Genomic DNA, 23,935 nt, shown 5'->3' with positions numbered 1-23,935 from the left:
TTCTCCTGGGTCACGGACGGGTCCCCTCGGGCAGGCGCAGGGCGACCATCATGGACTCCAGCGCCAGGGCGGGCGGCACGTTGAACTCGAGCATCTGCTCGCGGGCGGTGAAGATCGCGGTGATCCGCTGGAGGTTCTCCTCGGGCGTGGTCACCCGGACCAGTCGGTCGAGGTCACGCCGCAGCTCCTCGTTGACCAGGTCGGTGCCGGCGCCGGTGGCGATCACGAGGGCGTCGCGGTAGACCGAGACGAGGTCCATGAGCCCACGGTCGATGACGTCGAGGACCCGGCGCTTGGCCCGGGTCTTCTGCCCCTTCTCCAGTGCGGAGAGGGCCGGGTTGTACTCGCGCGGTCGTCGGCCGCGGTCGACCACGCCGTACGTCGTGTCGAGGTCGGACTTCTCACGCACGTCGAGCTCGGCGGTGATCGCCTCGGCCTCCTCCTTGGCCACCTCGTGCAGGTTGGTGGCCGCGGTCATCGCGGAACCGAGCGAGGTGAGGGTCACCGGCATCGACACGACGTCGCGTCGCCGGTTGAGGGTGGCCTCGTCGGTGGCCAGCGCTCGGGCCCGCCCGATGTGGCCCTGGCTGGCGCGTGCGGCGTACGACGCCTTGGCCTCGCCGACCCCGAGGGTGCGCACGAGGAACGACGCGACGTCGGCGGTCGACGGGGTCGACAGCGTGACGAGCCGGCACCGCGAGCGGATCGTCGGCAGCACGTCGTCGACGGTGGGCGCGCAGAGCATCCAGACGGTGCGGTCGGTCGGCTCCTCGATGGCCTTGAGCAGGGCGTTGCAGGCCTGCTCGGTGAGCCGGTCTGCGTCTTCGACGATCAGGATCTGCCAACGCCGGCCGACCGGGGCGAGTGCCGAGCGGCGGACCAGGTCACGCACCTCGTCGACGCCGATGGAGAGGCGCTCGGTGCGGATCACCGAGACGTCGGCGTGGGAGCCGGCCAGCACCGTGTGGCAGGAGTGGCACACCCCGCACCCCGGGCCGGCGTCGCTCTCGCACTGCAGGGCCGCGGCGAAGGCGATCGCGGCGTTGGAGCGCCCGGAGCCTGGAGGGCCGGTGAAGAGGAACGCCTGGCTCATGCCGTGGCCCCCGGCGGCCGTGCGCAGCGCGGAGATCACCGGCCGCTGCCCGACCAGGCTGCTCCAGACGTCGCCGGGCCGCGTCGCGGGTTGTGTCGTGCTGGTCATCGGCGTGCCGCCTGGCCCAGCATCGGCTCGACGCGTTCGCGCACCGCCTTGGCGATCGCGTCGATCGGCAGCCGGGCGTCACACACGAGGTAGTGATCGGGGTTGGCCTCGGCCATCCGCAGGAACGCCCCGCGCACCCGCTGGTGGAAGTCGTCGGTCTCGCCCTCGATGCGGTCGCGCTCGGTGAAACGGCCGAGCCCGTGCTGCGGCTCGAGGTCGAGCACGACGGTGAGGTGCGGACGCAGGTCGTGGGTGGCCCAACGATTGACCTGCTCGACCTCGTCGACGACCAGGTCACGGCCGGCGCCCTGGTAGGCCAGTGCGGAGTCGACGTAGCGGTCGGTGATCACGACCTCGCCGCGGGCCAGCGCCGGCGAGACCACGGTGTCGATGTGTTCGGCCTTGTCGGCCGCATAGAGGAGCGCCTCGGTGCGGTGGGACAGCTCGCCGGTCGCCGGGTCGAGCACGATCTGCCGGATCTGGCGACCGACCGCGGTGTCGCCCGGCTCGAAGGTGAGGACGACGGCGTAGCCCTGCTCCTCGAGCCACGCCCGCAGCAGCGTCGACTGGGTCGACTTGCCGGCGCCCTCGCCACCCTCGAAGCAGACGAAGACGCCCACACTTGAATAACTGCCCGGTGACGTCACGTCGTACACCCTATGAGGTGCCACCCACTGGTGGCCTCACGCCTTCTTGGCAGTCTTCTTCGCCGCAGCCTTCTTCGTCGTCTTCTTGGCCGCAGCCTTCTTGGCGGAGGTCTTGGCGGTCTTCTTCGCCGGGGCCTTCTTCGCGCCCTTCTTGGCCGTCTTCTTCGCCGGGCCCTTCTCGCGACGCTCGGCCAGCAGCTCGGCCGCGCGCTCGATGGTGATCGCCTCGACGGTGTCGTCCTTGCGCAGGGTGGCGTTGTACTCGCCGTCGGTCACGTAGTCACCGAAACGACCGGACTTCACCACCACGGGCTGGCCCGAGACCGGGTCGGGCCCGAGCTCCTTGAGCGGCGGGGCGGCCGCGGCGCGACCACGCTGCTTGGGCTGGGCGTAGATCGCCAGCGCCTCGTCGAGCGTGATCGAGAGCAGCTTCTCCTCGGAGTCGATCGACCGGGAGTCGGTGCCCTTCTTCAGGTAGGGACCGTAGCGACCGTTCTGCGCGGTGATCTCGACACCCTCGGCGTCCTCGCCGACCACCCGCGGCAGTGAGAGCAGCTTGACCGCGTCGTCGAGCGAGATGGTGTCGAGCGACATCGACTTGAAGAGCGAGCCGGTGCGCGGCTTGGCCTTCTTCGGAGCGTCCTCGGGCAGCACCTCGGTGACGAACGGGCCGTAGCGACCGTTCTTGGCGACCACGGTCAGGCCGGTCTCGGGGTGCTCGCCGAGGTGGATCTCCTCGCCGGCCGGGTTGGCCAGGAGCTCCTTGGCCTTCTCCATGGTCAGCTCGTCGGGCGGCAGGTCGTCGGGCACGTTGGCCCGCTTGCCGGCCGGCGCCCCGTCGTCGCCGGGGCCCTCGAGGTAGGGGCCGTAGCGGCCGACGCGCAGCGCGATGCCGCTGTCGGGTCCGCCGACCGGGAAGGTCGCCAGCTCCTTGGCGTCGATGTCACCGAGGCCGTTGACCAGCGGGTGCAGCCCGGCGACCTTGTCGGAGCCGTAGTAGAACTCGGCCAGCTCGGTGTTGCGGTCGCGGCGGCCACCGGCGATGTCGTCGAGGATGTCTTCCATGCCGGCGGTGAACTCGTAGGAGATCAGCCGGGTGAAGTGGTCGGTCAGCAGCCGCACCACGGAGAACGCCAGCCAGGCCGGCACCAGCGCGGTGCCCTTCTTGTAGACGTAGCCGCGGTTCAGGATCGTGCCGATGATCGAGGCGTACGTCGACGGGCGGCCGATCTCGCGCTCCTCGAGCTCCTTGATCAGCGTGGCCTCGGTGAAGCGGGCCGGCGGCTTCGTGTCGTGGCCCTGGGCCTGCAGCGACGCCGCGGTGACCCGGTTGCCCTCCACGAGCAGCGGCAGGCGGGTCTCCTGGTCGTCACGTGCGGCGGCCTTGTCGTCGGTGCCCTCGACGTACGCCTTGAGGAAGCCGTGGAAGGTGATCACTCGGCCGCTCGAGGAGAACACGACGTCCTCGCCCGAGGTGGCGGCCCCGCCGTAGCGGATCGAGACCGAGTTGCCGACGGCGTCCTTCATCTGGGAGGCGACTGTGCGCATCCAGATCAGCTCGTAGAGCCGGAACTGCTCACCGGTCAGGCCGGTCTGCGCCGGGGTACGGAAGCTCTCGCCGGCGGGACGGATCGCCTCGTGCGCCTCCTGGGCGTTCTTGACCTTCGAGGCATAGACCCGCGGCTTGTCGGGGAGGTACTCGGCGCCGTACAGCTCGCGGACCTGGTCGCGGGCGGCACCGATCGCCGACCCCGACAGCGTCGTGGAGTCGGTACGCATGTAGGTGATGAAGCCGTTCTCGTAGAGGCGCTGCGCCACCGACATGGTGCCGGAGGCGCTCATGCCGAGCTTGCGGCTGGCCTCCTGCTGGAGCGTGGTCGTGCGGAACGGGGCGTACGGCGACCGCTTGTAGGGCTTGGACTCGACCGAACGGACGTCGTACGTCGTGTCCTGGAGACCCGAGACCAGGGCCTCGGCACGGGCGCGGTCGAGGTGTACGACGGACTTGCTGGCACTGGACGCCTTGAGCTGGCCGTCGTCGCCGAAGTCGGAGCCGCGGGCGACCCGCGAACCGTCGATGGAGTGCAGCTTGCCCGGGAAGATGCGCGGGTCGAGACCGGCGCCGGCGTCGAAGGAGCCGTCGATGTCCCAGTAGGACGCGGAGCGGAAGGCCATCCGCTCCTTCTCGCGGTCCACCACGAGGCGGGTGGCCACCGACTGCACGCGGCCGGCGGAGAGACCGCTCATCACCTTGCGCCACAGGACCGGCGAGACCTCGTAGCCGTAGAGGCGGTCGAGGATGCGGCGGGTCTCCTGGGCCTCGACGAGGTCCATCGCGATCTCGCGGGGGTTCTCGACGGCGGCCAGGATCGCGGCCTTGGTGATCTCGTGGAAGACCATCCGCTTGACCGGGATGTTCTTCGGCTTCAGCTCGTCGAGGAGGTGCCACGCGATGGCCTCGCCCTCGCGGTCCTCATCGGTGGCGAGGAAGAGCTCGTCGGCGTCCTTCAGCAAGCCCTTGAGCTTGGTGATGTGGCTCTTCTTGTCACGCGGGACGACGTAGTAGGGCGTGAAGTCGTGCTCGACGTCGACCGCCAGGCGGCCCCACGGCTTGTCCTTGATCTTCGCCGGGGTGTCGGCCGCGTTGTTCGGAAGGTCACGGATGTGGCCGATCGACGACTCGACGACGTATCCCGCGCCGAGGTAACCCGCAATGGTGCGGGCCTTGGCGGGGGACTCGACGATCACCAACTTGTGTGCCACTGAACTCGTTGTCTCCTTCTCGAAGCAGAGCTCCGTCGGGAATCGAACAGGGCTCTCGGCGGCTTACGGTAGCGCGTGCAGCAATCGGGCCGACCCGGACCGGCCAACGGGTGGTCAGTCCACGGTGATGCCGGCCACTGCGGCGTTGAGCTGCTCGAGGAGCTGGGTGTCACCGATCGGGACCACTCCCGCGAAGATCGCGAAGGTCTCCGGGTCGCCGGTGTCGACCGCCACCACGACCGCCGTGTCACCGGTCGCCTTGACCTTGGGCTCGTTGATCTCGATCTCGGTGTCGACCCGCCAGGCGTCGTGGCCACCCACGTCGAGCGCCTCGGAGGCGCCCGGACGGATGTCGGTCACGTTGCGGTAGAGCCGCGTGGACCTGGCCATGCAGCCGGCGATGCTCTCGGCGGCCTGTTGCACGTCGGTGTAGCCGTCAGACCTCTTCACGCTGCCGACCACGACCATCGAGATCCAGCCGGAGTCCTTGGTCTTCTCGATGACCTTCATCTGCCCGTTGGGAGCGCTCAGGAAGTCGAACGCGTCCTCGTTCTGGTCGGCGTCGGCGCCATCGCTGTAGCCGTTGGTCAGCGGGAACGAGATGCCGCCGCCGCTGACCTGACCGGGCTTCGACACGCCCTTGGCGGCCGGCCCGGCGGTCGGGCAGGTCTCCAGGACGGGGGCGCCGGACGTCTCGGTGTCCGTGGGCCCGTCGGTCGGCTCGTCGGTCTGGTCGGTGGTCGGCTCGTCGGTGGGATCGTCGGTCTGCGACGAGTCGTCGGAGGCCTTCTTGTCATCGGAGTCGTCGTCACCGAGCGTCAGCACCGCGGCGATGCCGCCGCCGATCAGGATCAGCACGGCCAGCACACCGCCGATCAGCACCCAGAGCTTGCCCTTGCCGCCACCGCCGTTGCCCCCGCTGGCGCTGGGCATCGGCGACCACTGCTGACCCGACGTCGGCTCCTGGCCGGGCCACCCCTGGGACTGCTGCCCCTGCGGCGACCACTGCTGCTGCGGCTGCTGTGCCGACGACTGGGGCTGCTGTGGCGCGCCCGGAGCCTGACCCTGCGCGCTGGGCGGCGGGTCGGCGTACGGGTTGGAGGTGGTCTCCGCGCTCCACGACTGGCCGTTCCAGTAACGGTAGGAATTCGGCTGGCCGGAGGGGTCGGGATACCAAGCGGGCTGGGACACGCCCACAGAGTAGACGACGAAGCCGGACCTCTCGTCCGGCCGACGTCGGGCCGGCGCTCGGAGCGCTTACGCCAGGAAGCCCTCGGCGACGAGCTCGCGGACGGTCGGCAGGTGCGCCGCACGGGCCTCCTCCGCGTCGACCTCGAGCAGCACCGACAGTGCGTCGATGATCTGCCCGACGGTGAGCTCGCCGTCGCAGGCGCCGACCAGCGCGGCCACCAGGGTGTCGGCCTGCCGGGCCCGGCGCAGGCCGCGCTGCTGGCGGAGCACCACCGTGTGCGGGTCCTCCGCACCCGGGGCACCGACGGTCTCCTGCTGCACGTCCGTGCGTACGACGAGCCGCGCGGCGAGCAGTGCCTCGTCGTCGAGGCCGGCCAGCCGGTCGACGGCGACGCCCCAGTCGTGGACCGTGGGCGCGATCGGCTGCTCCACGTCGTAGGGCCACTCCTCGAGTCGCACGGTGGGAGCACTGTCGGTGCGGCGAAGGTTGATCCAGCCGAACCCGACGGCCTCGATGCCCTGTTCGTCGAACCAGCCCAGCCAGGTGTCGTAGCGGCGGACGTAGTCGGGCGACCCCTGGAGGCCGGCGTCCTTGAGCCACAGCTCGACGTACGTCGCCGGGTCGACCACCTCGCGCTGCACGACCCACGCGTCGCAGTCGGTGACCCACTCGGCCAGTCGCTCGTCCCAGGAACGGTCGTCGGCGATCACCCAGTTGGCCAGCACCTGGCACCACCCACCGGTGGTCAGGTGCGCCGGCGCGGCCCGGACGATGTCCTCGACGACGCGGTCGCCGGGGAGCCCGGAGTCGCGGTAGACCAGCCGCTCCCCCGTCGCCGGCGAGATCACGAACGGCGGGTTGGTGGAGATCAGGTCGAACTGCTCGCCACGGACCGGCTCGAAGAACGACCCCTCGCGGACGTCGACCCGGCTCGCGACCTCATTGAGCTCGGCGTTGAGGCGGGTCATCCACAGCGCACGTTGGTTGACGTCGGTGGCGACCACGCGTTCGGCGTGCCCGGCGAGATGCAGGGCCTGGACGCCGCAGCCGGTGCCGAGGTCGAGTGCGCTGCCCACGGGCTCGCGAATCGTCAACTGGGCAAGGGACGTGGAGGCCGAGCTGATCCCGAGCACGTGGTCGGCGCCGACCTTGTTCGGTGTGCCGTCCAGGCCGGGGGTCAGGTCGCTGACCACCCAGAGGTCGCGCTCCTCGTCGGCGTACGGGCGTACGTCGAGGCGAGCCGCCACCTCGCTGACGCTCTGCTCGAGGAGGCCCTCGACCGCCATCCGGTCGACCAAGCCGGGCAGTGCCTTCTCGGCATCGGCCAGCGACACCGGGGTCTGCAGGAGGAACAGCCGGGTCAGGGTCTCGAGGGGTGTGCCACCTCGGGTGCGCTGCAGGCCCGGCACGGTCTCGTTGCGGGACAGTGCGCCGTGGGCCGTGGGCCCGAGCAGGTCGGCGACACCGTCGTAGGTGTAGTCCGCCGCGGCGAGCGCCGTACGCAGTCGGGTCGGCAGGTCGGAGGCGGGAGGGTTCGAGGAAGGCACGCGCCGAGCCTAGTTCGTGGCTCCGACCGTGGCGGAAACGAGCGACCCGTCGCCAGTTCTCCACGAACTGGCGACGGGTCGATGGGTGATGAGGTCAGGCGCTGGCGGAGACCTCCGACGCCGTGGCGTCGTCGCCGATCGCGATCGGACGCCGCTTGGCGATGTAGACAGCGACCGCGATGATCGCCACGGCCACCAGGGCGATGGTGATCCGCAATGCGTCGTTCTGATCCTCGCCGACGCTCATCGAGACGACGGCACTGGCGATCAGCAGCGAGACCAGGTTCATCACCTTGATCAGCGGGTTGATCGCCGGGCCGGCAGTGTCCTTGAACGGGTCACCGACGGTGTCGCCGATGATCGTCGCCTCGTGGGCAGGGGAACCCTTGCCACCGTGGTTGCCGTCCTCGACGAGCTTCTTGGCGTTGTCCCAGGCCCCACCGGCGTTGGCCAGGAAGACCGCCATCAGGGTTCCGGTGCCGATCGCTCCGGCCAGGAAGCCGGCCAACGAGGCCGCACCGAGTCCGAAGCCGACCGCGATCGGCGCCAGGACCGCGAGGAGTCCGGGTGTCACCAGCTCACGCAGCGAGTCCTTGGTGACGATGTCGACGACCTTGCCGTACTCCGGACGTCCGGTGCCCTCCATGATCCCGGGGATCTCGCGGAACTGGCGGCGCACCTCGTAGACCACCGCACCGGCGGCCCGGCCGACGGCGTTGATGGCCAGGCCGGAGAACAGGAAGACGACCGCTGCACCGAGCAGGACACCGACCAGGACGCCGGGGTTGTAGACGAGGAAGTTCAGCAGGGTCTCGTCACCCTTGGTCAGGTCGCCCGCGTCGTCGACGGCCTCTGCGACCGACGTCGAGTAGGAGCCGAACAGCGCCGTTGCCGCGAGCACCGCCGTGGCGATCGCGATGCCCTTGGTGATCGCCTTCGTGGTGTTGCCGACGGCGTCGAGCTCGGTGAGGATCTGCGCGCCCTCCTCGCTGACGTCACCGGACATCTCGGCGATGCCCTGGGCGTTGTCGGAGACCGGACCGAAGGTGTCCATCGCCACGATCACGCCGACGGTGGTGAGAAGGCCACAACCGGCGAGCGCCACCGCGAACAGGGACACCGTGACGGTGGCGCCACCGAGCAGGAACGCCCCGAACACTGCGGCGCCGATGACCAGCGTGGTGTAGACCGCCGACTCGAACCCGACGGAGAGACCCGACAGGATCACGGTCGCGGCGCCGGTCAGCGACGTCTTGCCGACGTCCTTCACCGGACGGTGCTCGGTGCCGGTGTAGTAGCCGGTCAGCGCGAGGATGCCGGCCGCCATCACGATGCCGATGACGACCGCGGCCGAGGCGATCAGACGCGGGTCGCCGGACGCGTCGGCCATGTCGAGGCCGGTGGCGTTCTTGAAGTCGGCGAAGTCGCCGGGCAGGTAGGCGTACGAGAGGATCACGGAGCCGAGCGCGCCGACGGCCGCGGAGATGTAGAAGGCCCGGTTGATCGTCTTGAGGCCGTTCTCACCGACCTTGGGCTTGCACAGGTAGACACCGAGTACGGCGGTCAGGGCCCCGATGGCGGGAATCAGCAGCGGGTAGACCAGGCCCTTGTCACCGAAGGCCTGGGAGCCGAGGATCAGCGCGGCGACCAGCGTCACGGCGTACGACTCGAAGAGGTCGGCGGCCATGCCCGCACAGTCGCCCACGTTGTCGCCGACGTTGTCGGCGATCGTGGCGGCATTGCGGGGGTCGTCCTCGGGGATGCCCTGCTCGACCTTGCCGACCAGGTCGGCACCGACGTCGGCGGCCTTGGTGAAGATGCCGCCACCGACTCGCATGAACATCGCGAGCAGGGCGGCGCCGAAGCCGAAGCCCTCGAGCACGTGGGGCGCCTCGTCCTTGTAGAGGAGGACGACGACGCTGGCACCGAGGAGGCCGAGCCCGACGGTCAGCATGCCCACCGTCGCGCCGGTGCGGAAGCCGATCTTCATCGCCGGTTCTCGACCGGTCTCCTCCGCGGCGGCGGCCACCCGGAGGTTCGCCTTCACCGCCAGCGACATGCCGAGATAACCGACCGCGGCAGAGAATCCGGCACCGACCAGGAAGAAGATCGAGCGCCCGATCCTGACCGCAGTGTCATCTGCTGGCAGGGCGAGGAGGAAGAAGAACGCAACCACGGCAAAGATGCCGAGGGTGCGGAACTGGCGGGTGAGGTAGGCGTTGGCGCCTTCCTGGACGGCCTGAGCGATCCGCTTCATGTTGTCGGTGCCTTCACCGGCGGCCAACACCTCGGCCCGGAACATCGCGGCCAGGCCAAGTGCGACAAGCGCAATGGCTCCGACCACGATCACCAGGACGAGGTTGCCTCCGGAGACATCCACAGCAGCGGGGTAGATCCCGGGCATGGCTCTCCTTTGAGTGTGACGCGGGTAACACGAGTGGCCCGGAGTCTACGCATGACGCCGGGACCTGCATGTGACCCCCGCCACATTCGTCGTGAGGGCGCGCGAAAACACCGGGACGAACCGGTGGGAAGGGACGAAAGGTCAGGCCGAGGTGGCGGCGTCGGCCGACGCGTGGATCGCGAACACCTTCGCCAGGCCGGTGATCCGGAAGATCTTCAGGAGGCGGTCCTGGTTGCACACCAGCTGGAGCGACCCGTCGTGGGCGCGCACCTTCTTGAGGCCGCCGACCAGGACACCGAGACCGGTGGAGTCGAGGAACTCGACGCCCTCCATGTCGATGATCAGGTGGTAGGACCCGTCGGCGACGAGCTCGGTGATCTTGTCGCGCAACTTGGGAGCGGTGTAGACATCGATCTCGCCCTCGACCGCGACGATGGTCGCGCCATCGACCTCGCGTGTCACAAGCGTCAGGTCCACGTCTCTCCTCCGAGGGCCGGCTGGCCATTGCGCGCCGGAGCCCCCAGTTGCCCCGACACTTCTCGCCATATCAAACCATGCACATCCGCCTCGCGCATGTGGTGGCGCGAATCCGGGCTGTCGGAGGCCCTTGCCACACTGGTCCCGTGCCCCCACTCCACCCTCCCTCACGGCCTGAGGTGCGGGGCCTGATCGACGCCGTGGCGACCCCGTCCCGCGCCGACCGGCTCCGTCATGTCGAGGTGCTGCCCCCGCGCGCCCCGACGTACGCCGAATGGCCGGCGTGGGTGGCCGCGCCGGTGCGCGAGGCGTTCACCGCTCGGGGCGTCGTACGCCCGTGGCAGCACCAGGTCGAGGGCGCCGAGGCGGCGCACTCCGGGCGACACGTGGTGGTGGCCACCGGCACCGCGTCCGGCAAGTCGCTGGTCTACCAGGCGCCTGCCCTCACGGCCTGCCTGGAGCAGCGCGGGCCGCGCGGCGAGCGGGGCGCGACCGCGCTGTACGTCGCCCCGACCAAGGCGCTGGCCCAGGACCAGCTGGCCTCCCTGCATGCGCTGGGACTCGACGTCCGGGCGGCCACGCACGACGGCGACAGCTCCCGCGAGCAGCGCGACTGGGCCCGCGACCACGGCGAGTACCTCCTCACCAACCCCGACATGCTGCACCGCTCGATGCTGCCCGGGCACGCCCGCTGGGCCAGGTTCTGGCGGTCCCTGCGTTACGTGGTCATCGACGAGTGCCACCACTACCGCGGGGTCTTCGGCGCCCACGTCTCCCACGTGCTGCGCCGGCTGCGCCGGGTGTGCGCGCTCTACGGCGCGTCCCCGACGTTCGTGCTCGCCTCGGCCACGGTCGCCTCACCCGCCGAGCTCGGCCTGCGCCTGACCGGTCACGAGATGGTCGCGGTCACCGACGACACCTCGCCCCGCGGCCAGGTGGCGCTGGCGCTGTGGGAGCCGCCGTTCGTCTCCCACCTCGGCGAGAACGGCGCACCCGTACGCCGGGCCGCGACCTCCGAGGTCGCCGACCTGCTCACCGACCTCGTCGTCGCGGGAGTGCGCACGCTCGCGTTCGTGCGCTCCCGCCGTGGCGCGGAGTCCGTCGCGGCCATCGCCGCCGAATCGCTCGGCGAGGTCGCCCCCGAGCTGGCCGGCCGGGTGGCGCCGTACCGCGGGGGCTACCTGCCCGAGGAGCGCCGCGCCCTCGAGCAGCGGCTCCGCTCCGGCGACCTGGTCGGGCTGGCTGCCACCAACGCCCTCGAGCTCGGCATCGACGTGAGCGGACTCGACGCCGTGCTGCTCGCCGGTTTCCCGGGCACCCGGGCCGCCCTCTGGCAGCAGGTCGGCCGCGCCGGACGTGAGGGCCAGGACGCGCTCGGCATCCTCGTGGCGCGCGACGACCCGCTCGACACCTACCTGGTCACCCACCCCGAGGCCCTGATCGGTCGTCCGGTCGAGGCGTGCGTCTTCGACCCGTCGAACCACTACATCCTGGGCCCGCACCTGCTGGCCGCCGCCGAGGAGTTGCCGCTCTCGCCGGACGAGCTCGGGCTGTTCGGCGAGACGGCGCGCGAAGCGGTCGACGCGCTGACCGAGGCCGGCCTCCTGCGCCGGCGCGGCCGGGACTGGTTCTGGACCGACCGGCGGCGGGCCAGCGACTTCGCCGACATCCGCTCGGCCGGCGGGTCGCCCGTGCAGCTCATCGAGGGCTCAACGGGTCGCGTGATCGGCACCGTCGATGCGGGGTCGGCCCACGGCACCGCCCACGCCGGCGCCGTCTACGTGCACCTAGGAGAGACGTGGCTGGTCTCCTCGCTCGACGTCGAGGACAACGTCGCGATGATGGACCGCGCCGACCCGTCGTACTCCACGTCGGCCCGCGAGACCACCGACGTCCGCATCGCCCAGGAGCGGCGCCACGAGCCGTGGGGGCGCTGTCGCATGTCGTTCGGTGAGGTCGACGTCTCCCACCAGGTGGTCTCGTTCCTGAAGCGGCGCGTCCCCAGTGGCGAGGTGATCTCGGAGGAGCCGCTCGACCTGCCCGAGCGCACGCTGCGCACCGCTGCGGTGTGGTGGACCGTCCCGGCCGCGGTGCTCGAGGACGCCGGACTCGCCGAGGCCGACCTGCCGGGATCGGCACACGCGGCCGAGCACGCCTCCATCGGCCTGCTGCCGCTCTTCGCGACGTGCGACCGGTGGGACATCGGCGGCGTCTCCACGGCCCTGCACGCCGACACCGGCCAGCTGACCGTCTTCGTCTACGACGGCCACCCGGGCGGCGCGGGCTTCGCCGAGCGCGGCTTCACGGTGGCACGCGAGTGGCTGGCCGCCACCCGCGAGGCGATCGCGAGCTGCGCCTGCACCGAGGGCTGCCCGTCGTGCGTCCAGTCACCCAAGTGCGGCAACCAGAACCACCCCCTCGACAAGCCGGGGGCGGTCCGGTTGCTCGACGTGCTGCTGGGGTGATCCGTCAGCCGAAGCAGTCCTGACTGTCGAGCTCGACGGCCAGCTCGCCGACGCGTCCGTCCTGTTCCACGCCGAAGTAGTACGACGTTCCCTTCTGGCCGGCCACCGGCACGTACCAACCGTTGGGTGCTTCCTCCACCGTCGGATAGGCGGCGCGCACCTGGTCGAGGGTCGACCCGAGGCCGATGCCCTCGGGAGTCTCCATGTCGTCGGCCGCGAAGACCGCCGCGACGCCGTACTTCTCGGAGTAGTAGCCGGACGTCGTGTTCCTGGCCGGCGGGTGGGCGGTCAGCGACATCGTGCGACACGTCTGTCCCGGACCGCCCCCGCCGATGTCGACCACGCCGGTCGCCTCGGCCTCGTCGAGCCCCATGCCGAGCTTGAGGTCGCCGTACCCGTCGGGTCCGAGCACGTCGGCCTCGGCCGCCACGACCTGGTCCTTGTCGCCACCGTGGTCGTCGGGCGAGGCCAGCCAGGCGGTCGCTCCGGCACCGCCGATCAGCACTGCGGCGGCGAGTCCGCCGATGGCCGCGGTGCGCCGGTGGCGCCTCTGCGCACCCGACCGACGGACCAGCCCGGGGTTGACCGGTGTGGCCCGGTCCTGCGCGGTGCGCGCGAGGGTGAGCAGCGCGCCGAGTTCGTCGTCAGCCATGGTGTGCCTCCGTCTGGTCGGACTTGTCTGTGAGGAGTTCGGCGAGGGCGGCGCGTCCGCGGGCCAGCCGTGCCTTGACGGTGCCCGTCGGTACGCCGGTCTCGCGGGCCACGTCCGCGACGGAGAGGTCGCAGAGGTGGTGGAGGACGATCGCCCGGCGCTGGTCGGCCGTGATGCCGCGCAGGGCCGTGACCAAAGCCGTGTGTTCGACGTCGGGGACCACGGGTGGCGCGTGCCCTTCGTTGAGCCGGTTCAGCTCGCGACCGCGTCTCGCCCGGTTGAAGCGGCTGATCGCGATCCGCCAGGCGACCGTGCGCACCCAGGCCTCGGGCGAACCGACGTTCCGGAGCGTGCGTCGGTGGTCCCAGGCACGGACGAACGCCTCCTGGACGCAGTCCTGGGCCTCGGTGAAGTTGCCGGTCATCACATAGAGATGTCCGACCAGCCTCGAGAACGACGCCGCGTAGAAGTCGTCGAAGTCCGCCTCGTCCACGGTGCTCCCTCCGGGTTGGTGTTGACTCCACGGTGTCCGGAGTCCTGAACACAAGAGCGATGGCGCGCTGATCCGGTTGCATCGATCTGGTTTGCACCGTTGCGGGGAGTAGCGTGACCGACATGGTGATTCTCGGTCTTCTGCTCATCGCCCTCGCGGTCATCGCGATCCTCGGTGGCGTCTTCCTCGTCGACGGCGGCAACGTCGAGTACTTCGGCATGGACGTGCCGCCGGTGACGCTCTTCGTGGTCGGCGCGCTCAGCGTCGTGTTCATCGGCCTGGGCGCCAAGTTGATGGCCTCGGGCACCAAGCGCAGCATCCAGGCCCGTCGCGAGCACAAGCAGCTCGAGAAGCTCGCCGAGCAGCGTCAGGCCGATGCCGACCCGGGTCGCGAGGCCTGAGCGAGACCTCAACGGCTTCAGCGAGACCTCAGCGGAGGAAGCGGAGCACGGCCAGCACCCGCCGGTGTGCGGACTCGTCGGGCAGCAGGCCGAGCTTGGCGAAGATGCGCTGGGTGTGCTTCTCGACCCCGCCGAGCGTGACCATGAGGCGCTCCGCGATCGAGGTGTTGGAGAGCCCCTCGGCCATCAGCCCGAGCACCTCGCGCTCTCGCCGCGTCAGCGACTCGAGCGGGTCCGGCCGGCGGCCCATCAGCTGGGAGATGACCAACGGGTCCATCACCGTGCCGCCCTCGGCGACCCGCTGGAGCGAGTCGAGGAAGTCGTCGATGTCGCTGACCCGGTCCTTGAGCAGGTAGCCGATGCTGCCCTGGCCGCCGGCGATCAGCTCGTCGGCGTAGGAGACCTCGACGTACTGCGAGAGCACCATCACCGGTGCGGCCGGCCAGGCGCGGCGTACGTCGACCGCGGCGCGGAGGCCCTCGTCGGTGTGTGAGGGCGGCATCCGGATGTCGACGATGCTCACGTCGGGGCGTTCAGCCAGGGCAGCCTCGACGAAGGACGGACCGTCGCCCACAGAGGAGACCACGTCGTGGCCGGCCTCGGTGAGCAACAGCTGCAGCCCCTCGCGGAGCAGCAGGGAGTCGTCGGCGATGACTATGCGCACGGAAGCTCCGCCCTGATCGTGGTCGGACCGCCGGCCGGCGAGTCGATCCGGAGCACACCGTCGGCGGCACGCACCCGCTGTTCGAGCCCGGCCAGGCCGTGCCCCTTGCCCGATGCGGCACCACCGACGCCGTGGTCGACGACCTCGACCGCGAGCAGGTCGCCGTCGCGGCGGACGTCGAGGCGGGCGTGGTCGGCCCCGCTGTGCTTGGCGACGTTGGTCAGCGCCTCGGAGGCGACGTAGTAGGCGGCGGTCTCGACGTGGGGCGGCACCTCACCCAGGTCGTCGATGGCCGCCGTGACCGGCACCGCGGCGCGTCCGGCCAGCTCCTGGAGGGCAGCGGCCAGGCCGCGGTCGACGAGGATCGGTGGCGCGATCCCGCGGGAGAGTGATCGCAGCTCCTCCACGGCTTCACGCGCCTGCTTCAGGGCGGTGTCGATGGTGGTGCGGGCCAGGGCGGGGTCGGTGTCGAGCTGTTTGCGAGCCCGACCGAGGTCCATCCCGAGGCGGACCAGGCGCTGCTGGGGACCGTCGTGGATGTCGCGTTCGAGGCGGCGCAGCGACCCGGCCTCGGCGAGGCGAGCGGCGTGGCGGGTGTCCTCGAGCCTGGTCATCTCCTGCTGCAGCACGCCGCGGCTCGAGAGCATCACACGACTCAGGCTGGACTGCACCAGCGCGACCAGGCGCATCACGAACGGCAGGGTCAGCAGGGCCACGACGCCGATGATCAGCATCAGCACGCTCTCGGCCCGGCGCCCGTCACCGAAGCCGAGCAGCTCGGCGAGCGTCTGGTTGCCCTCGTCGTCGAAGGGGATGTAGCGCTGCCAGAACCAGTAGGTCAGGCCGCCGGCGGTCACGGACCACCAGACCACCGTGGCGACGAACGCGAGGATCGAGGTCGCGAAGCCGACCACGGACCAGACGATGTCGAGCCACGACTGCGGATCGGTCAGGGGCGCGACGGCCCGTCGCAGCCAGCCCGACTCGTCACGGGCCCGGCGGTAGTGCGGCGTCGGCGCGTCGGCGTACAACAGGGTGCGCACGCGGCGGCGCTCGACGTGGGCGAAGCCACGGGCGACGTACGCCGTCAGGGCCAGGACCGGGAGCCCGAACAGGGTGACCGCCAGCGCCACGCCGACGGCCAGCCCGGTGACCATCAGCACGAAGGCAGGTACGGCGAGCGCGAGGGCGCTCACGTTGTAGGCCGAGTCGAGCAGCACGCGGCGCCCCCACGACGGCGAACGTCGTGCGGTGTCGTGGGGTGCTGACGGGGTGGCGATCGGCTCGATCCAGGTCGTGGTGTCCTCGCCGGGGACGGCGGGCTCGGCGGGGTGCTCTGTCAGTGCGTGGCTCATGTCGTCAACGCTAGGAATTCGGGCGTCCGGAAACGATCCTGCCAGCACCACACCTGTTGTCGGGGAAACCCGACACCCGCTCGGCGATCTCACCCGGTGGGTTGAGGGCCGGCACGCGAGTGGCCGGTGATCTCGAAGGTGTGGCCCAGGAACTCGGGGCCCTCGACCCGCACGGAGACCACCACGTCCTCGCCGAACAGGTCACACGTGGTCAGCTCGGCCTCGTTGGCCGCCGCCACTCCGGACGCGGCCGCGCAGGCATCGCCGGCGTCCTGCAGGGTCACCGCACCCGCGAGCGCCGCCAGGTCTGCCCCGGCCTGGGCCCGGCGGTGGGCGGCCGCCGTCGCCGTCATGAACGCGGCGGCGAGCCCGAGCAGCACGACCACGCCGATCAGCGAGACCACGAGCAGGGACGCCGAGCCGCGTTCACCCCGCATCGTCGGACTCCTCCCGCAGGGCAGTCGCCTCGCCGTGGGTGTCGCCGCTCAGCCCGTCGAACACGCCTCCGGGCGACGGCACCTGGTCGCTGACCACCACGGTCACCGTGCCGTCGCCCTCGCTGATGCTCACCGACGCACCGGGAGCGACCTCGTGCGCGAGCGCGACGGCCCGGTCGGCGGTCTCACCACGGGCCAGCGCACGAGCGGCCTCACGCGCGGCATCGGTCGACTTCATCTGGGCGACGCCGAAGGTCAGCAGCCACACCATCGCCAGGGTCACCGCGACCAGGAGCGGGAGGGCGAGCGCCGTCTCCGCGGTCACCGCCCCCCGCTCGTCGCGCCTCATCCGATGCCGAGCATCCCGAGCACATGGTTGAACATCTGCCGCAGCATCTGGTCGCCGAAGCCGCCGGTCACCAGTTGGTAGAGCACACCGGCCAGGCCCGCCCCGGCCGCCGTGCCCACCGCATATTCGGCCGTGGTGATACCCCGCTCGTCGCGGCGCGTCGTGCCTGTCACTGTCATGGACAACCTCCTTCTTCTCCGGCCACGGGCGCGGCCGGTGCTTCCACCCTCGCCGTTTCCGGGTCCCCTCGTGGACGCCCCGACCCGCCCTGTGGAGAACACCTGCAGCAACCTTCCTGTGCACGGAAACCGGTGGGATCACCACGACAGCGACCCCAACGCCGCGGCGATCACCGGCACGATGCCGATCACCAGGAACGCGGGCAGCAGGAACAGGCCGAGGGGCACCGCCGCGCGGACGCCGACCGTGCGGGCACGGTCCTCGACCCGGGCCCTCTCCTCGCGTTCGAGGTCGTTGCCGAGTCGGCGTACGACATCGGCGATGGGAACACCGGACGCCTCCGCACGCAGGAGCGCGCGCCCCACCCGGTCGTACGCCGGCACGGCGGACAGCTCGCGCCACACGTCGACCGGCGCCATCCCGATGCCGAGCCTGGCCTCGGCCCGACGCAGTGGTTCGGCCCCGGGGCCGGGAAGCGCCCGGGACACCTGTCGCACCGCCTCGGGCAGGGAGCCGCCGGCGGCCAGCACGAGTCCCAGCAGGTGCACGACCTGCGGCAGCTCACGCACGGCGGCCTCGCGTTGTCGGCGTACGGCGGCCGGCTCCGAGCGGCCGATGGTCACCCACGCGGCCACGAACCCGACGACGGCCACCACGCCTCCCAGCGGCATCGAGAAGAACGTCACTCCGCCGAGTGCGGCGCACGCACTCACCAGGGGCCGGAACCGCACCAGGAGCGAAGCCTCCCGCTGCAGGCCCGCCGGGTCGTGTCGGTCTGGTCGACGCACGGTGCGTCGCGGCGGGAACACGAGGAACACCGCGGCAGCCGCCAGCAGCGCCGTCATCACCGCGGGGGTCACGCCGCCGCCTCGACTCCGGACGCGATGGACTCGATCCAGCGCAGCCCCACCACGGTCAGCAGGACGCCGACGGCCAGGCAGCCCAGGCCCAGAGGAGTGCCGACCAGGAACCGGAACGGGTCGCCGCCGGCACCGGATCCCATGGCCAGGGTGAGCGCCGGGAGGGCTGCCATCAACCTCGCCGTCGAGCGCGCCGAGGCCAGCTCCGAGCGGACCAGCCGCCGGGTCGCCTCGCGGGCCCGGACGGTCTCGGCGACCCCGGCGAGTGCCTCCGCCAGGCCGCTCCCCGACCGGACCGCGACCTGCCAGGCCGCCGCCACCAGCCGCAGGTCACCCGCTCCGGGGCGCACCGCCAGCTCACGCAACGCGTCGGGCACCGAGCCGCCGAGGGTGTGGGCAGACGTCACGGCTGACATGGGAGGCCACACCGAGGCGGCCTCGGAGAGACACCGACCCACCGGCATGCCGGCCTGGAGCTCACCGCTGATCAGCTCGCACACCTCCTGGATGTGCGCGCCGGTGCGGGCCGCCTCGACGGACCGACGGCGCTTGGTGCGCAGGGAGCCGAGGCCGGCAACGGCACCGACGCCGATCACCGCGGGTGCCGCGAACCTCCACGGCACTCCACCCGAGAGGGCGACGGCACAGACAGCGACGACCAGGCCCGCGACCCAGACGTGCCTGGCGAGCGGACGACACCGCGGTAGCGGCCGGACCAGGAGCACGGCGACTCCGGCGAGGCCCGCCGCGACCAGGGCACTCACGGCTCCGCCAGGCGGTCGGTCAGGCGGTCGGCCAGGCGCTCGATGCCCGGCCCCTCACGCACCCGGCCGTCGACCGGGAAGCTGACGGCGGTGAGCGCGTCGACGAAGCCGGTCGGTCCGCGGGCGGGCACGGCGATCTCTGCCAGCCGGCGCTCGCCCGCGCGGTCGCGACCGAGGTGCAGGAAGACGTCTATCGCCGACGCCAGTTGGCTGTGCACGGCGTCCCGCCCGAGCCCGGCGGGCAGGGCCAGCGCCTCGACGCGGGCGGGTACGTCGGCGGCGGAGTTGGCGTGGAGCGTGCCGCAGCCGCCCTCGTGCCCGGTGTTGAGGGCGGCCAGCAGGTCGACCACCTCGATGCCACGGACCTCGCCCACGACCAGCCGGTCGGGCCGCATGCGCAGGGCCTGGCGCACGAGGGTGCGCATCGGGATCTCGCCGGCGCCCTCGACGTTGGCCACCCGTGCCTCCAGCCCCACCACGTGGGGGTGGTCGGGGCGGAGCTCACTGGAGTCCTCGACGAGGACCAGCCGGTGCGCCGGGTCGACCTCGCCCAGCATCGCGGCCAGGAGGGTCGTCTTGCCGCTGCCCGTGCCGCCCGAGACCAGGAACGAGAGGCGCGCGGCCAGCACCCGGCGGATCAACGTGAGCGCGTCGTCACCCAGCATTCCGCGGTCGGCGAGCTCGTCGAGGGACCAGCCGGCCGGCCGCGGCACCCGGAGCGAGATCACCGTGCCGGGGCGGGCGACCGGAGCGAGCACGGCATGGCAGCGGGTGCCGTCGCGCAGGCGCACGTCGACGTAGGGGGTGGCGTCGTCGAGGCGACGCCCACCGGACGAGGCCAGCCGTTGCGCGAGTCGGCGTACGGCCTCCTCGTTCGGGAACCGGACTCCGGCCGACTCGAGGCCGCGGCCACGGTCGAACCAGACCGAGTCGGGGCTGTTCACCAGGACGTCGGTCACGCCCTCCTGTCGCAGCAGCGGCTCGAGGATGCCCACGCCGACCACGTCGGCGCGCAACGACTCGTGCACCGCGAGCACCGTGGCGTCGCCGACCGGTCGCCCCGCCGACCGCAGTGCCTCCGCCACCCGCTGCGGGGTGAGCAGGTGCCCGTCGCGGGCCAGGCGTTCGCGGACCTCGTCGAGGAGCTCCTCGGGCACCTCACCGATCACGCGGCCGACCTGGCCGCGGCCGCCGGGCCCACCGCCCGCAACACGTCCCGGGCAGCCTTCGCGAGGACTCCGCGGCGCGACTTCACCGGCCCCTGGCCGAGGTCGATCGCCTCGTCGAGGCCGCGTTGGTCGGGCATCGCCGCAAGCACCGGCGCACCGACCAGTCGCTGGGCCTCGGCCGCGTCGACCCCCGACCCGCGGACCACGAGGGCCAAGGGCCCAGACCTGCGGGCCAGCTCCGCGAAGCGAGCCGCGGACGACAGGCCGGGCAGGGTCGCCCGGGTCACGACGACCAGCGACTGGCACCGCGCCATCAGCTCCTCGGCAAGGTCGCCCCCGGCGCGCGGCAGGTCGAGCACCACCACACGATGGCCCCGGGTCGCCGCCGCCACGGCCGCCCGGGCAGCGAACGGCTGCAGGGTCTCGACGCCACTCGGGCCACCGGCGCCGAAGGTCAGCACACCCAGATCACCTCGCCGGGGCAGGGCATCGCGCAGCGCCCGCGCACCGAGCCGGCCGGTGGTCTGCTGCAACGCGTCCCACCGGACGCCGTCGAGGCGCTCCATGCCGAGCACCTGGTCGGCACCGGGCCCGAGCGGATCGGTGTCGATCAGGCAGGCCGGGCCCTCACGGGCGGCCATCATCGCCAGGGCACAGGAGAACGTGGTGGCTCCGGCACCGCCCGACCCGCCGACCACGCCGATGGTCACGCCGTCGACGTCGAAGCGCTCCGAGGAGTCGGCCAGCACCTCGAGGACCCAGGAGTCGCAGCCCGGCAGCTCGACGACGTTCTCGATGCCGAGGGCCAGGGCGGTGCGGAACGCCTCGTCGGGCAGGTGGCCCCAGGCCACGAGATGGACGCCCACGCGTCTCGGCGGTTCGATCGCGGCCAGCTCGTCGGCCACGTCGGCACCGAGGAGGACGACGGACGCCGTCGACCAGGACCGCAGGGCGGCGGCCGGGTCGGAGGTGACGTCGGGAACCACACCGGCCGCCGCAGCCAGTCGCTGGAGCTCGTCGTGGAGGGCCTGGTCGCGCGTGATGATGAGGGGATTCGTCATGCCACCAGAGTTGCCCGCACGAGGGGCGGTCGACTCCTCGTCGTACGGCATCTGTGGATAACCCGGTCGCGACCGCGCCTGTGCACGGAAACCGGCCGGCTGCCTGCCTAGGATGTGGCCATGCCTGCATCGGCCCAGCGCCCGCACCATCCGGGCGGCTCTCGCGAAGCCGCCTTCTTCGACCTCGACAAGACGATCATCGCCAAGTCGAGCACGCTCGCGTTCAGCAAGCCCTTCCAGGCCGGTGGCCTGATCTCGCGGCGGGCCGTGCTGCGCAGCGCCTATGCCCAGTTCGTCTACCTCGTCGGGGGCGCCGACCACGACCAGATGGAGAAGCTGCGGCAGTTCATGTCGCAGCTGTGCGCCGGCTGGAACGTCGCCACCGTGCGGGAGATCGTCGCCGAGACACTGCACAACATCGTCGACCCGCTGGTCTACGACGAGGCGGTCAGCCTGATCGAGGAGCACCACCTGGCCGGCCGCGAGGTGATCATCGTGTCGACCTCGGGTGCCGAGGTGGTCGGCCCGATCGGAGAGATGCTCGGCGCCGACCGGGTCATCGCCACGCGCCTGGAGATCGTGGACGGCAAGTACACCGGCGAGATCGACTACTACGCCTACGCGGAGACGAAGGCCGAGGCGATCCGCGAGCTCGCCGCGGAGGAAGGCTTCGACCTCTCCCACTGCTACGCCTACAGCGACTCGATCACCGACCTGCCCATGCTCGAGGCGGTGGGGCACCCGCACGCGGTGAACCCCGACAAGGAGCTGCGCAAGGCGGCCGTGGAACACGAGTGGCCGGTGCTGGTCTTCACCAAGCCGGTCAACCTCGGCCGCCGGGTGAAGCTGCCTCCGGCCAAGCCGACACTGGCCGCACTGGCGGTCGGAGGCCTGATGGTGGCCGGTGGGGCGATCGCGGTGAACCTGCGCAGGCGTGGCCCCGCCTGACCGCTCCACGTGGCCCCGCGGCACACATCAATGGACCCGTAAGTCAACCCTTGAAGTGCATCCGGAACCGGCGTACACATGGAGATACAACTCAAGAGTTTGCACGTGAACCAGGTACCCACGCGGCGATCTACCCTTCTTCAGGGCGCTTGCCAAGATCGGGTCTGACCCCGAGGGCAGTAGTTAGATAGTGCACGCTTGTTACCCGGGTTTCGCGTGTCAGCGGCGGCACCCGAATCCATGCGAGTCGGGTGCCGCTCGCATGTCCGGACCGATGCAGACTCAGCCGCGCACGGGGCTGGCCTCGGCCGCCGCCGCGTAGGCCTCCGCCGCGTAGAGCAACCACGCGTGCACTCCGCTGCTGCCGCTGGCGTTCGCATAGGCGCGCAGGTTCGACTCGTACTCCGCGCGCAGGGCCAGGTGGCCCGCCTCGGGCACCAGCAGCGACTTCTCGTCGACCCCGCGGGCCACCAGCACGAGGCGTTCGGCGGCCCGGGCGACGATGCCGTTGTGCGAGGCGAACGGTGCCGCCGTCGCCAGCTCGGCGTGTACGACGGCCGCGACCAGCATCGCCGGCGCGGTGGTGGGTGCCAGCAACCTCTGGCCGAGGATCCTCAGCCGCTCCGCCGCGTCGCCGTCCCGCGGGCGGCCCAGCTGCTCGTCGGCCAGGATGCCCTTGCCGGCCAGGGCGTGCAGGCGGGCAAAGGCCTGCAGGGGCGCGGTCTTCAGCGTCGGCACCAGCGAGAGCGCCTGGGTCGAGACCCTGATCGCCGCCTGTGCGGTCTCGTCGCCGTCTCCGGCGCGGATCTCGTCCAGGCTGGAGCCGGAGCCTTCCAGCACGCCGCTGGCACAGGCGCCTCGGAGCAGCGACTCGGTGGTCAGCTCGGGCGCCGTCTTGCGCAGGCCGCGATCCCGCAGCATCGCGTCGACGCCGTCCCTGGTGCCGGCGAAGGCCGACGGCACGCCCTCGAGCGCAGCGAGGGAGGCCAGCGGATCGCCGTTCGTGACACTGCTCATGCCTCGCAACGTTAGAGGTGCCGCGGGTGGGGGCTGTCGAGCGGGGCTGCGGGCAGCCGACATTCGCCCTGTCCGCGGGACCTCGTGCTACGCAGCTCCGGCGGGTCCAGCAGGTAGCCTCGGATCAATGGACCACCAGCGCGCTCCCCAGGACCGACCCGCCTTCCCGGCCGAGGCCGTGCAGTGGTTGCTGGGCTCCTCGCCGCGCACCGTCGTGGTGCTGGGTGACGCGGACGTCGCCGAGGCGATCGCCGTCGACGGCCACGACGTCACCGACGTCGAGGGCACCGGCGAGCCGCTTCCGTTCCCCGACCGCAGCATCGACGTCGTCCTCTCCACACACGGCGTGCCCGACGACCTCGAGGCGATCGCGCGGGTGCTGCGTCCCGGTGGCCAGGTCGCCCTGGTCTGCAACGAGCGCGACCAGCGCATCCCGTGGGCCCGCAAGCTCGACGGCGTGCTCGGCAACACCCCCGCTGGCGACGCCCCTGCAGTCGGCCTGGTCAACTCCACCCTCTTCGGCTTCGTGAGCGACTCCCCCTTCCGCTACTGGCAGGTGGTCAACCGCGAGTCCCTCGAGGCGATGGTGCGCGTGGAGCTCTCCGGGCGTGGTGACACCGAGATCGAGCGTCGTACGACGGCCGCACTCGCCCTGTACGACGACTACGGTCGGGGCGCCGACGGGATGCAGATGCCGTGGCTGAGCCGGTGCTTCAAGGCGACCGTGGTCGAGAACGCCTGGGCGCCGCCACACGGGCTCGACGAGCAGCACGACCCCGACGCGACGGACCAGGCAGACGACTCCGGTGACGACACCGACCAGCGGCCGCCCACACCGCAGGACGGCTCGGAGTCCGATCTGCTGCTGATCGACTTCCGCTAGCGCGGT

23 protein-coding genes are annotated in these 23,935 nt (G+C 71.3%); 4 read left to right on the top strand and 19 right to left on the bottom strand.

Annotated elements, in window-relative coordinates:
* Window positions 1–10: 10 nt before the first annotated feature.
* The 7 genes from ASD30_RS08300 to ASD30_RS08270 all read right to left on the bottom strand — a co-directional run bounded on the left by ASD30_RS08300 (window position 11) and on the right by ASD30_RS08270 (window position 10,231).
* The gene (locus ASD30_RS08300) at window positions 11–1,201 is read right to left on the bottom strand and encodes a DNA polymerase III subunit delta' (RefSeq protein WP_056679887.1); all 1,191 of its coding nucleotides are present in this window, start codon (window positions 1,199–1,201) and stop codon (window positions 11–13) included.
* Window positions 1,198–1,848, bottom strand: a complete 651-nt coding sequence (gene tmk / locus ASD30_RS08295) for a dTMP kinase (protein ID WP_056679955.1) — start codon at window positions 1,846–1,848, stop codon at window positions 1,198–1,200. The genes ASD30_RS08300 and tmk overlap by 4 nt, the downstream gene beginning before the upstream one ends.
* Before the next feature lie 36 nt (window positions 1,849–1,884).
* Entirely contained in the window at window positions 1,885–4,611 is a 2,727-nt protein-coding gene (topA, locus tag ASD30_RS08290; RefSeq protein ID WP_056679884.1) for a type I DNA topoisomerase, read from the bottom strand.
* A gap of 114 nt (window positions 4,612–4,725) precedes the next feature.
* Window positions 4,726–5,802, bottom strand: coding sequence for a DUF2510 domain-containing protein (locus ASD30_RS08285; RefSeq protein ID WP_162250926.1), 1,077 nt, complete (start codon window positions 5,800–5,802; stop codon window positions 4,726–4,728).
* A gap of 66 nt (window positions 5,803–5,868) precedes the next feature.
* Complete coding sequence (locus tag ASD30_RS08280; RefSeq protein WP_056679878.1) at window positions 5,869–7,350, bottom strand: DUF7059 domain-containing protein; 1,482 nt, start codon at window positions 7,348–7,350, stop codon at window positions 5,869–5,871.
* Window positions 7,351–7,444: 94 nt separating this feature from the next.
* Window positions 7,445–9,754, bottom strand: a complete 2,310-nt coding sequence (locus ASD30_RS08275; protein ID WP_056679875.1) for a sodium-translocating pyrophosphatase — start codon at window positions 9,752–9,754, stop codon at window positions 7,445–7,447.
* Window positions 9,755–9,895: 141 nt separating this feature from the next.
* Complete coding sequence (locus ASD30_RS08270) at window positions 9,896–10,231, bottom strand: STAS domain-containing protein (protein WP_056679872.1); 336 nt, start codon at window positions 10,229–10,231, stop codon at window positions 9,896–9,898.
* 146 nt (window positions 10,232–10,377) lie between these two features.
* Here ASD30_RS08270 and ASD30_RS08265 point away from each other — a divergent pair, with 146 nt between their 5' ends.
* Window positions 10,378–12,696 (top strand): DEAD/DEAH box helicase, encoded by a 2,319-nt coding sequence (locus ASD30_RS08265; RefSeq protein ID WP_235532539.1) that lies wholly within the window; start codon window positions 10,378–10,380, stop codon window positions 12,694–12,696.
* 4 nt (window positions 12,697–12,700) lie between these two features.
* On the opposite strand, the gene ASD30_RS08260 is transcribed toward ASD30_RS08265, so the two are convergent.
* Together ASD30_RS08260 and ASD30_RS08255 are read right to left on the bottom strand one after the other, a co-directional pair.
* Entirely contained in the window at window positions 12,701–13,348 is a 648-nt protein-coding gene (locus ASD30_RS08260; protein WP_056679869.1) for a hypothetical protein, read from the bottom strand.
* A complete protein-coding gene (locus tag ASD30_RS08255; RefSeq protein ID WP_056679867.1) occupies window positions 13,341–13,841 on the bottom strand; it encodes a SigE family RNA polymerase sigma factor in 501 nt (166 codons plus the stop codon). The genes ASD30_RS08260 and ASD30_RS08255 overlap by 8 nt, the downstream gene beginning before the upstream one ends.
* Window positions 13,842–13,963: 122 nt before the next feature.
* On the opposite strand from ASD30_RS08255, the gene ASD30_RS08250 reads away from it, so the two are divergent.
* A complete protein-coding gene (locus tag ASD30_RS08250; RefSeq protein ID WP_156393551.1) occupies window positions 13,964–14,242 on the top strand; it encodes a hypothetical protein in 279 nt (92 codons plus the stop codon).
* Window positions 14,243–14,270: 28 nt separating this feature from the next.
* On the opposite strand, the gene ASD30_RS08245 is transcribed toward ASD30_RS08250, so the two are convergent.
* The 9 genes from ASD30_RS08245 to ssd all read right to left on the bottom strand — a co-directional run bounded on the left by ASD30_RS08245 (window position 14,271) and on the right by ssd (window position 21,081).
* A complete protein-coding gene (locus tag ASD30_RS08245) occupies window positions 14,271–14,906 on the bottom strand; it encodes a response regulator (RefSeq protein WP_056679861.1) in 636 nt (211 codons plus the stop codon).
* Window positions 14,897–16,261 (bottom strand): sensor histidine kinase, encoded by a 1,365-nt coding sequence (locus ASD30_RS08240; RefSeq protein ID WP_056679855.1) that lies wholly within the window; start codon window positions 16,259–16,261, stop codon window positions 14,897–14,899. The genes ASD30_RS08245 and ASD30_RS08240 overlap by 10 nt, the downstream gene beginning before the upstream one ends.
* Window positions 16,262–16,350: 89 nt before the next feature.
* The gene (locus tag ASD30_RS08235; RefSeq protein ID WP_082563681.1) at window positions 16,351–16,698 is read right to left on the bottom strand and encodes an Rv3654c family TadE-like protein; all 348 of its coding nucleotides are present in this window, start codon (window positions 16,696–16,698) and stop codon (window positions 16,351–16,353) included.
* Window positions 16,688–17,047: a TadE family type IV pilus minor pilin gene (locus ASD30_RS08230; RefSeq protein WP_056679852.1), complete on the bottom strand. Its 360-nt coding sequence runs from the start codon at window positions 17,045–17,047 to the stop codon at window positions 16,688–16,690. Before ASD30_RS08230 ends, ASD30_RS08235 begins: the two co-directional genes overlap by 11 nt.
* Window positions 17,044–17,226: a DUF4244 domain-containing protein gene (locus ASD30_RS08225; RefSeq protein WP_056679849.1), complete on the bottom strand. Its 183-nt coding sequence runs from the start codon at window positions 17,224–17,226 to the stop codon at window positions 17,044–17,046. Before ASD30_RS08225 ends, ASD30_RS08230 begins: the two co-directional genes overlap by 4 nt.
* A gap of 138 nt (window positions 17,227–17,364) precedes the next feature.
* Window positions 17,365–18,087, bottom strand: coding sequence for a type II secretion system F family protein (locus ASD30_RS08220; protein WP_056679846.1), 723 nt, complete (start codon window positions 18,085–18,087; stop codon window positions 17,365–17,367).
* Window positions 18,084–18,851: a type II secretion system F family protein gene (locus ASD30_RS08215; protein WP_056679843.1), complete on the bottom strand. Its 768-nt coding sequence runs from the start codon at window positions 18,849–18,851 to the stop codon at window positions 18,084–18,086. The genes ASD30_RS08220 and ASD30_RS08215 overlap by 4 nt, the downstream gene beginning before the upstream one ends.
* Window positions 18,848–20,020, bottom strand: coding sequence for a TadA family conjugal transfer-associated ATPase (locus ASD30_RS08210; RefSeq protein WP_442938228.1), 1,173 nt, complete (start codon window positions 20,018–20,020; stop codon window positions 18,848–18,850). The genes ASD30_RS08215 and ASD30_RS08210 overlap by 4 nt, the downstream gene beginning before the upstream one ends.
* Window positions 20,017–21,081, bottom strand: coding sequence for a septum site-determining protein Ssd (ssd, locus tag ASD30_RS08205; RefSeq protein ID WP_056679943.1), 1,065 nt, complete (start codon window positions 21,079–21,081; stop codon window positions 20,017–20,019). The genes ASD30_RS08210 and ssd overlap by 4 nt, the downstream gene beginning before the upstream one ends.
* Before the next feature lie 120 nt (window positions 21,082–21,201).
* Here ssd and ASD30_RS08200 point away from each other — a divergent pair, with 120 nt between their 5' ends.
* Window positions 21,202–22,029 (top strand): HAD family hydrolase, encoded by an 828-nt coding sequence (locus ASD30_RS08200; RefSeq protein WP_056679840.1) that lies wholly within the window; start codon window positions 21,202–21,204, stop codon window positions 22,027–22,029.
* Between the two features lie 282 nt (window positions 22,030–22,311).
* Here ASD30_RS08200 and ASD30_RS08195 read toward each other — a convergent pair whose 3' ends face one another.
* Entirely contained in the window at window positions 22,312–23,046 is a 735-nt protein-coding gene (locus tag ASD30_RS08195; RefSeq protein ID WP_056679837.1) for a hypothetical protein, read from the bottom strand.
* A 127-nt stretch (window positions 23,047–23,173) separates the two neighbouring features.
* On the opposite strand from ASD30_RS08195, the gene ASD30_RS08190 reads away from it, so the two are divergent.
* Complete coding sequence (locus ASD30_RS08190) at window positions 23,174–23,929, top strand: class I SAM-dependent methyltransferase (RefSeq protein ID WP_056679834.1); 756 nt, start codon at window positions 23,174–23,176, stop codon at window positions 23,927–23,929.
* Window positions 23,930–23,935: the final 6 nt, after the last annotated feature.

The organism is Nocardioides sp. Root140, assembly GCF_001426745.1.
Lineage (GTDB): Bacteria > Actinomycetota > Actinomycetes > Propionibacteriales > Nocardioidaceae > Nocardioides.
Note: the sequence above shows the minus strand (reverse complement) of the source record. Positions and strands in the feature narration are given on the sequence as shown.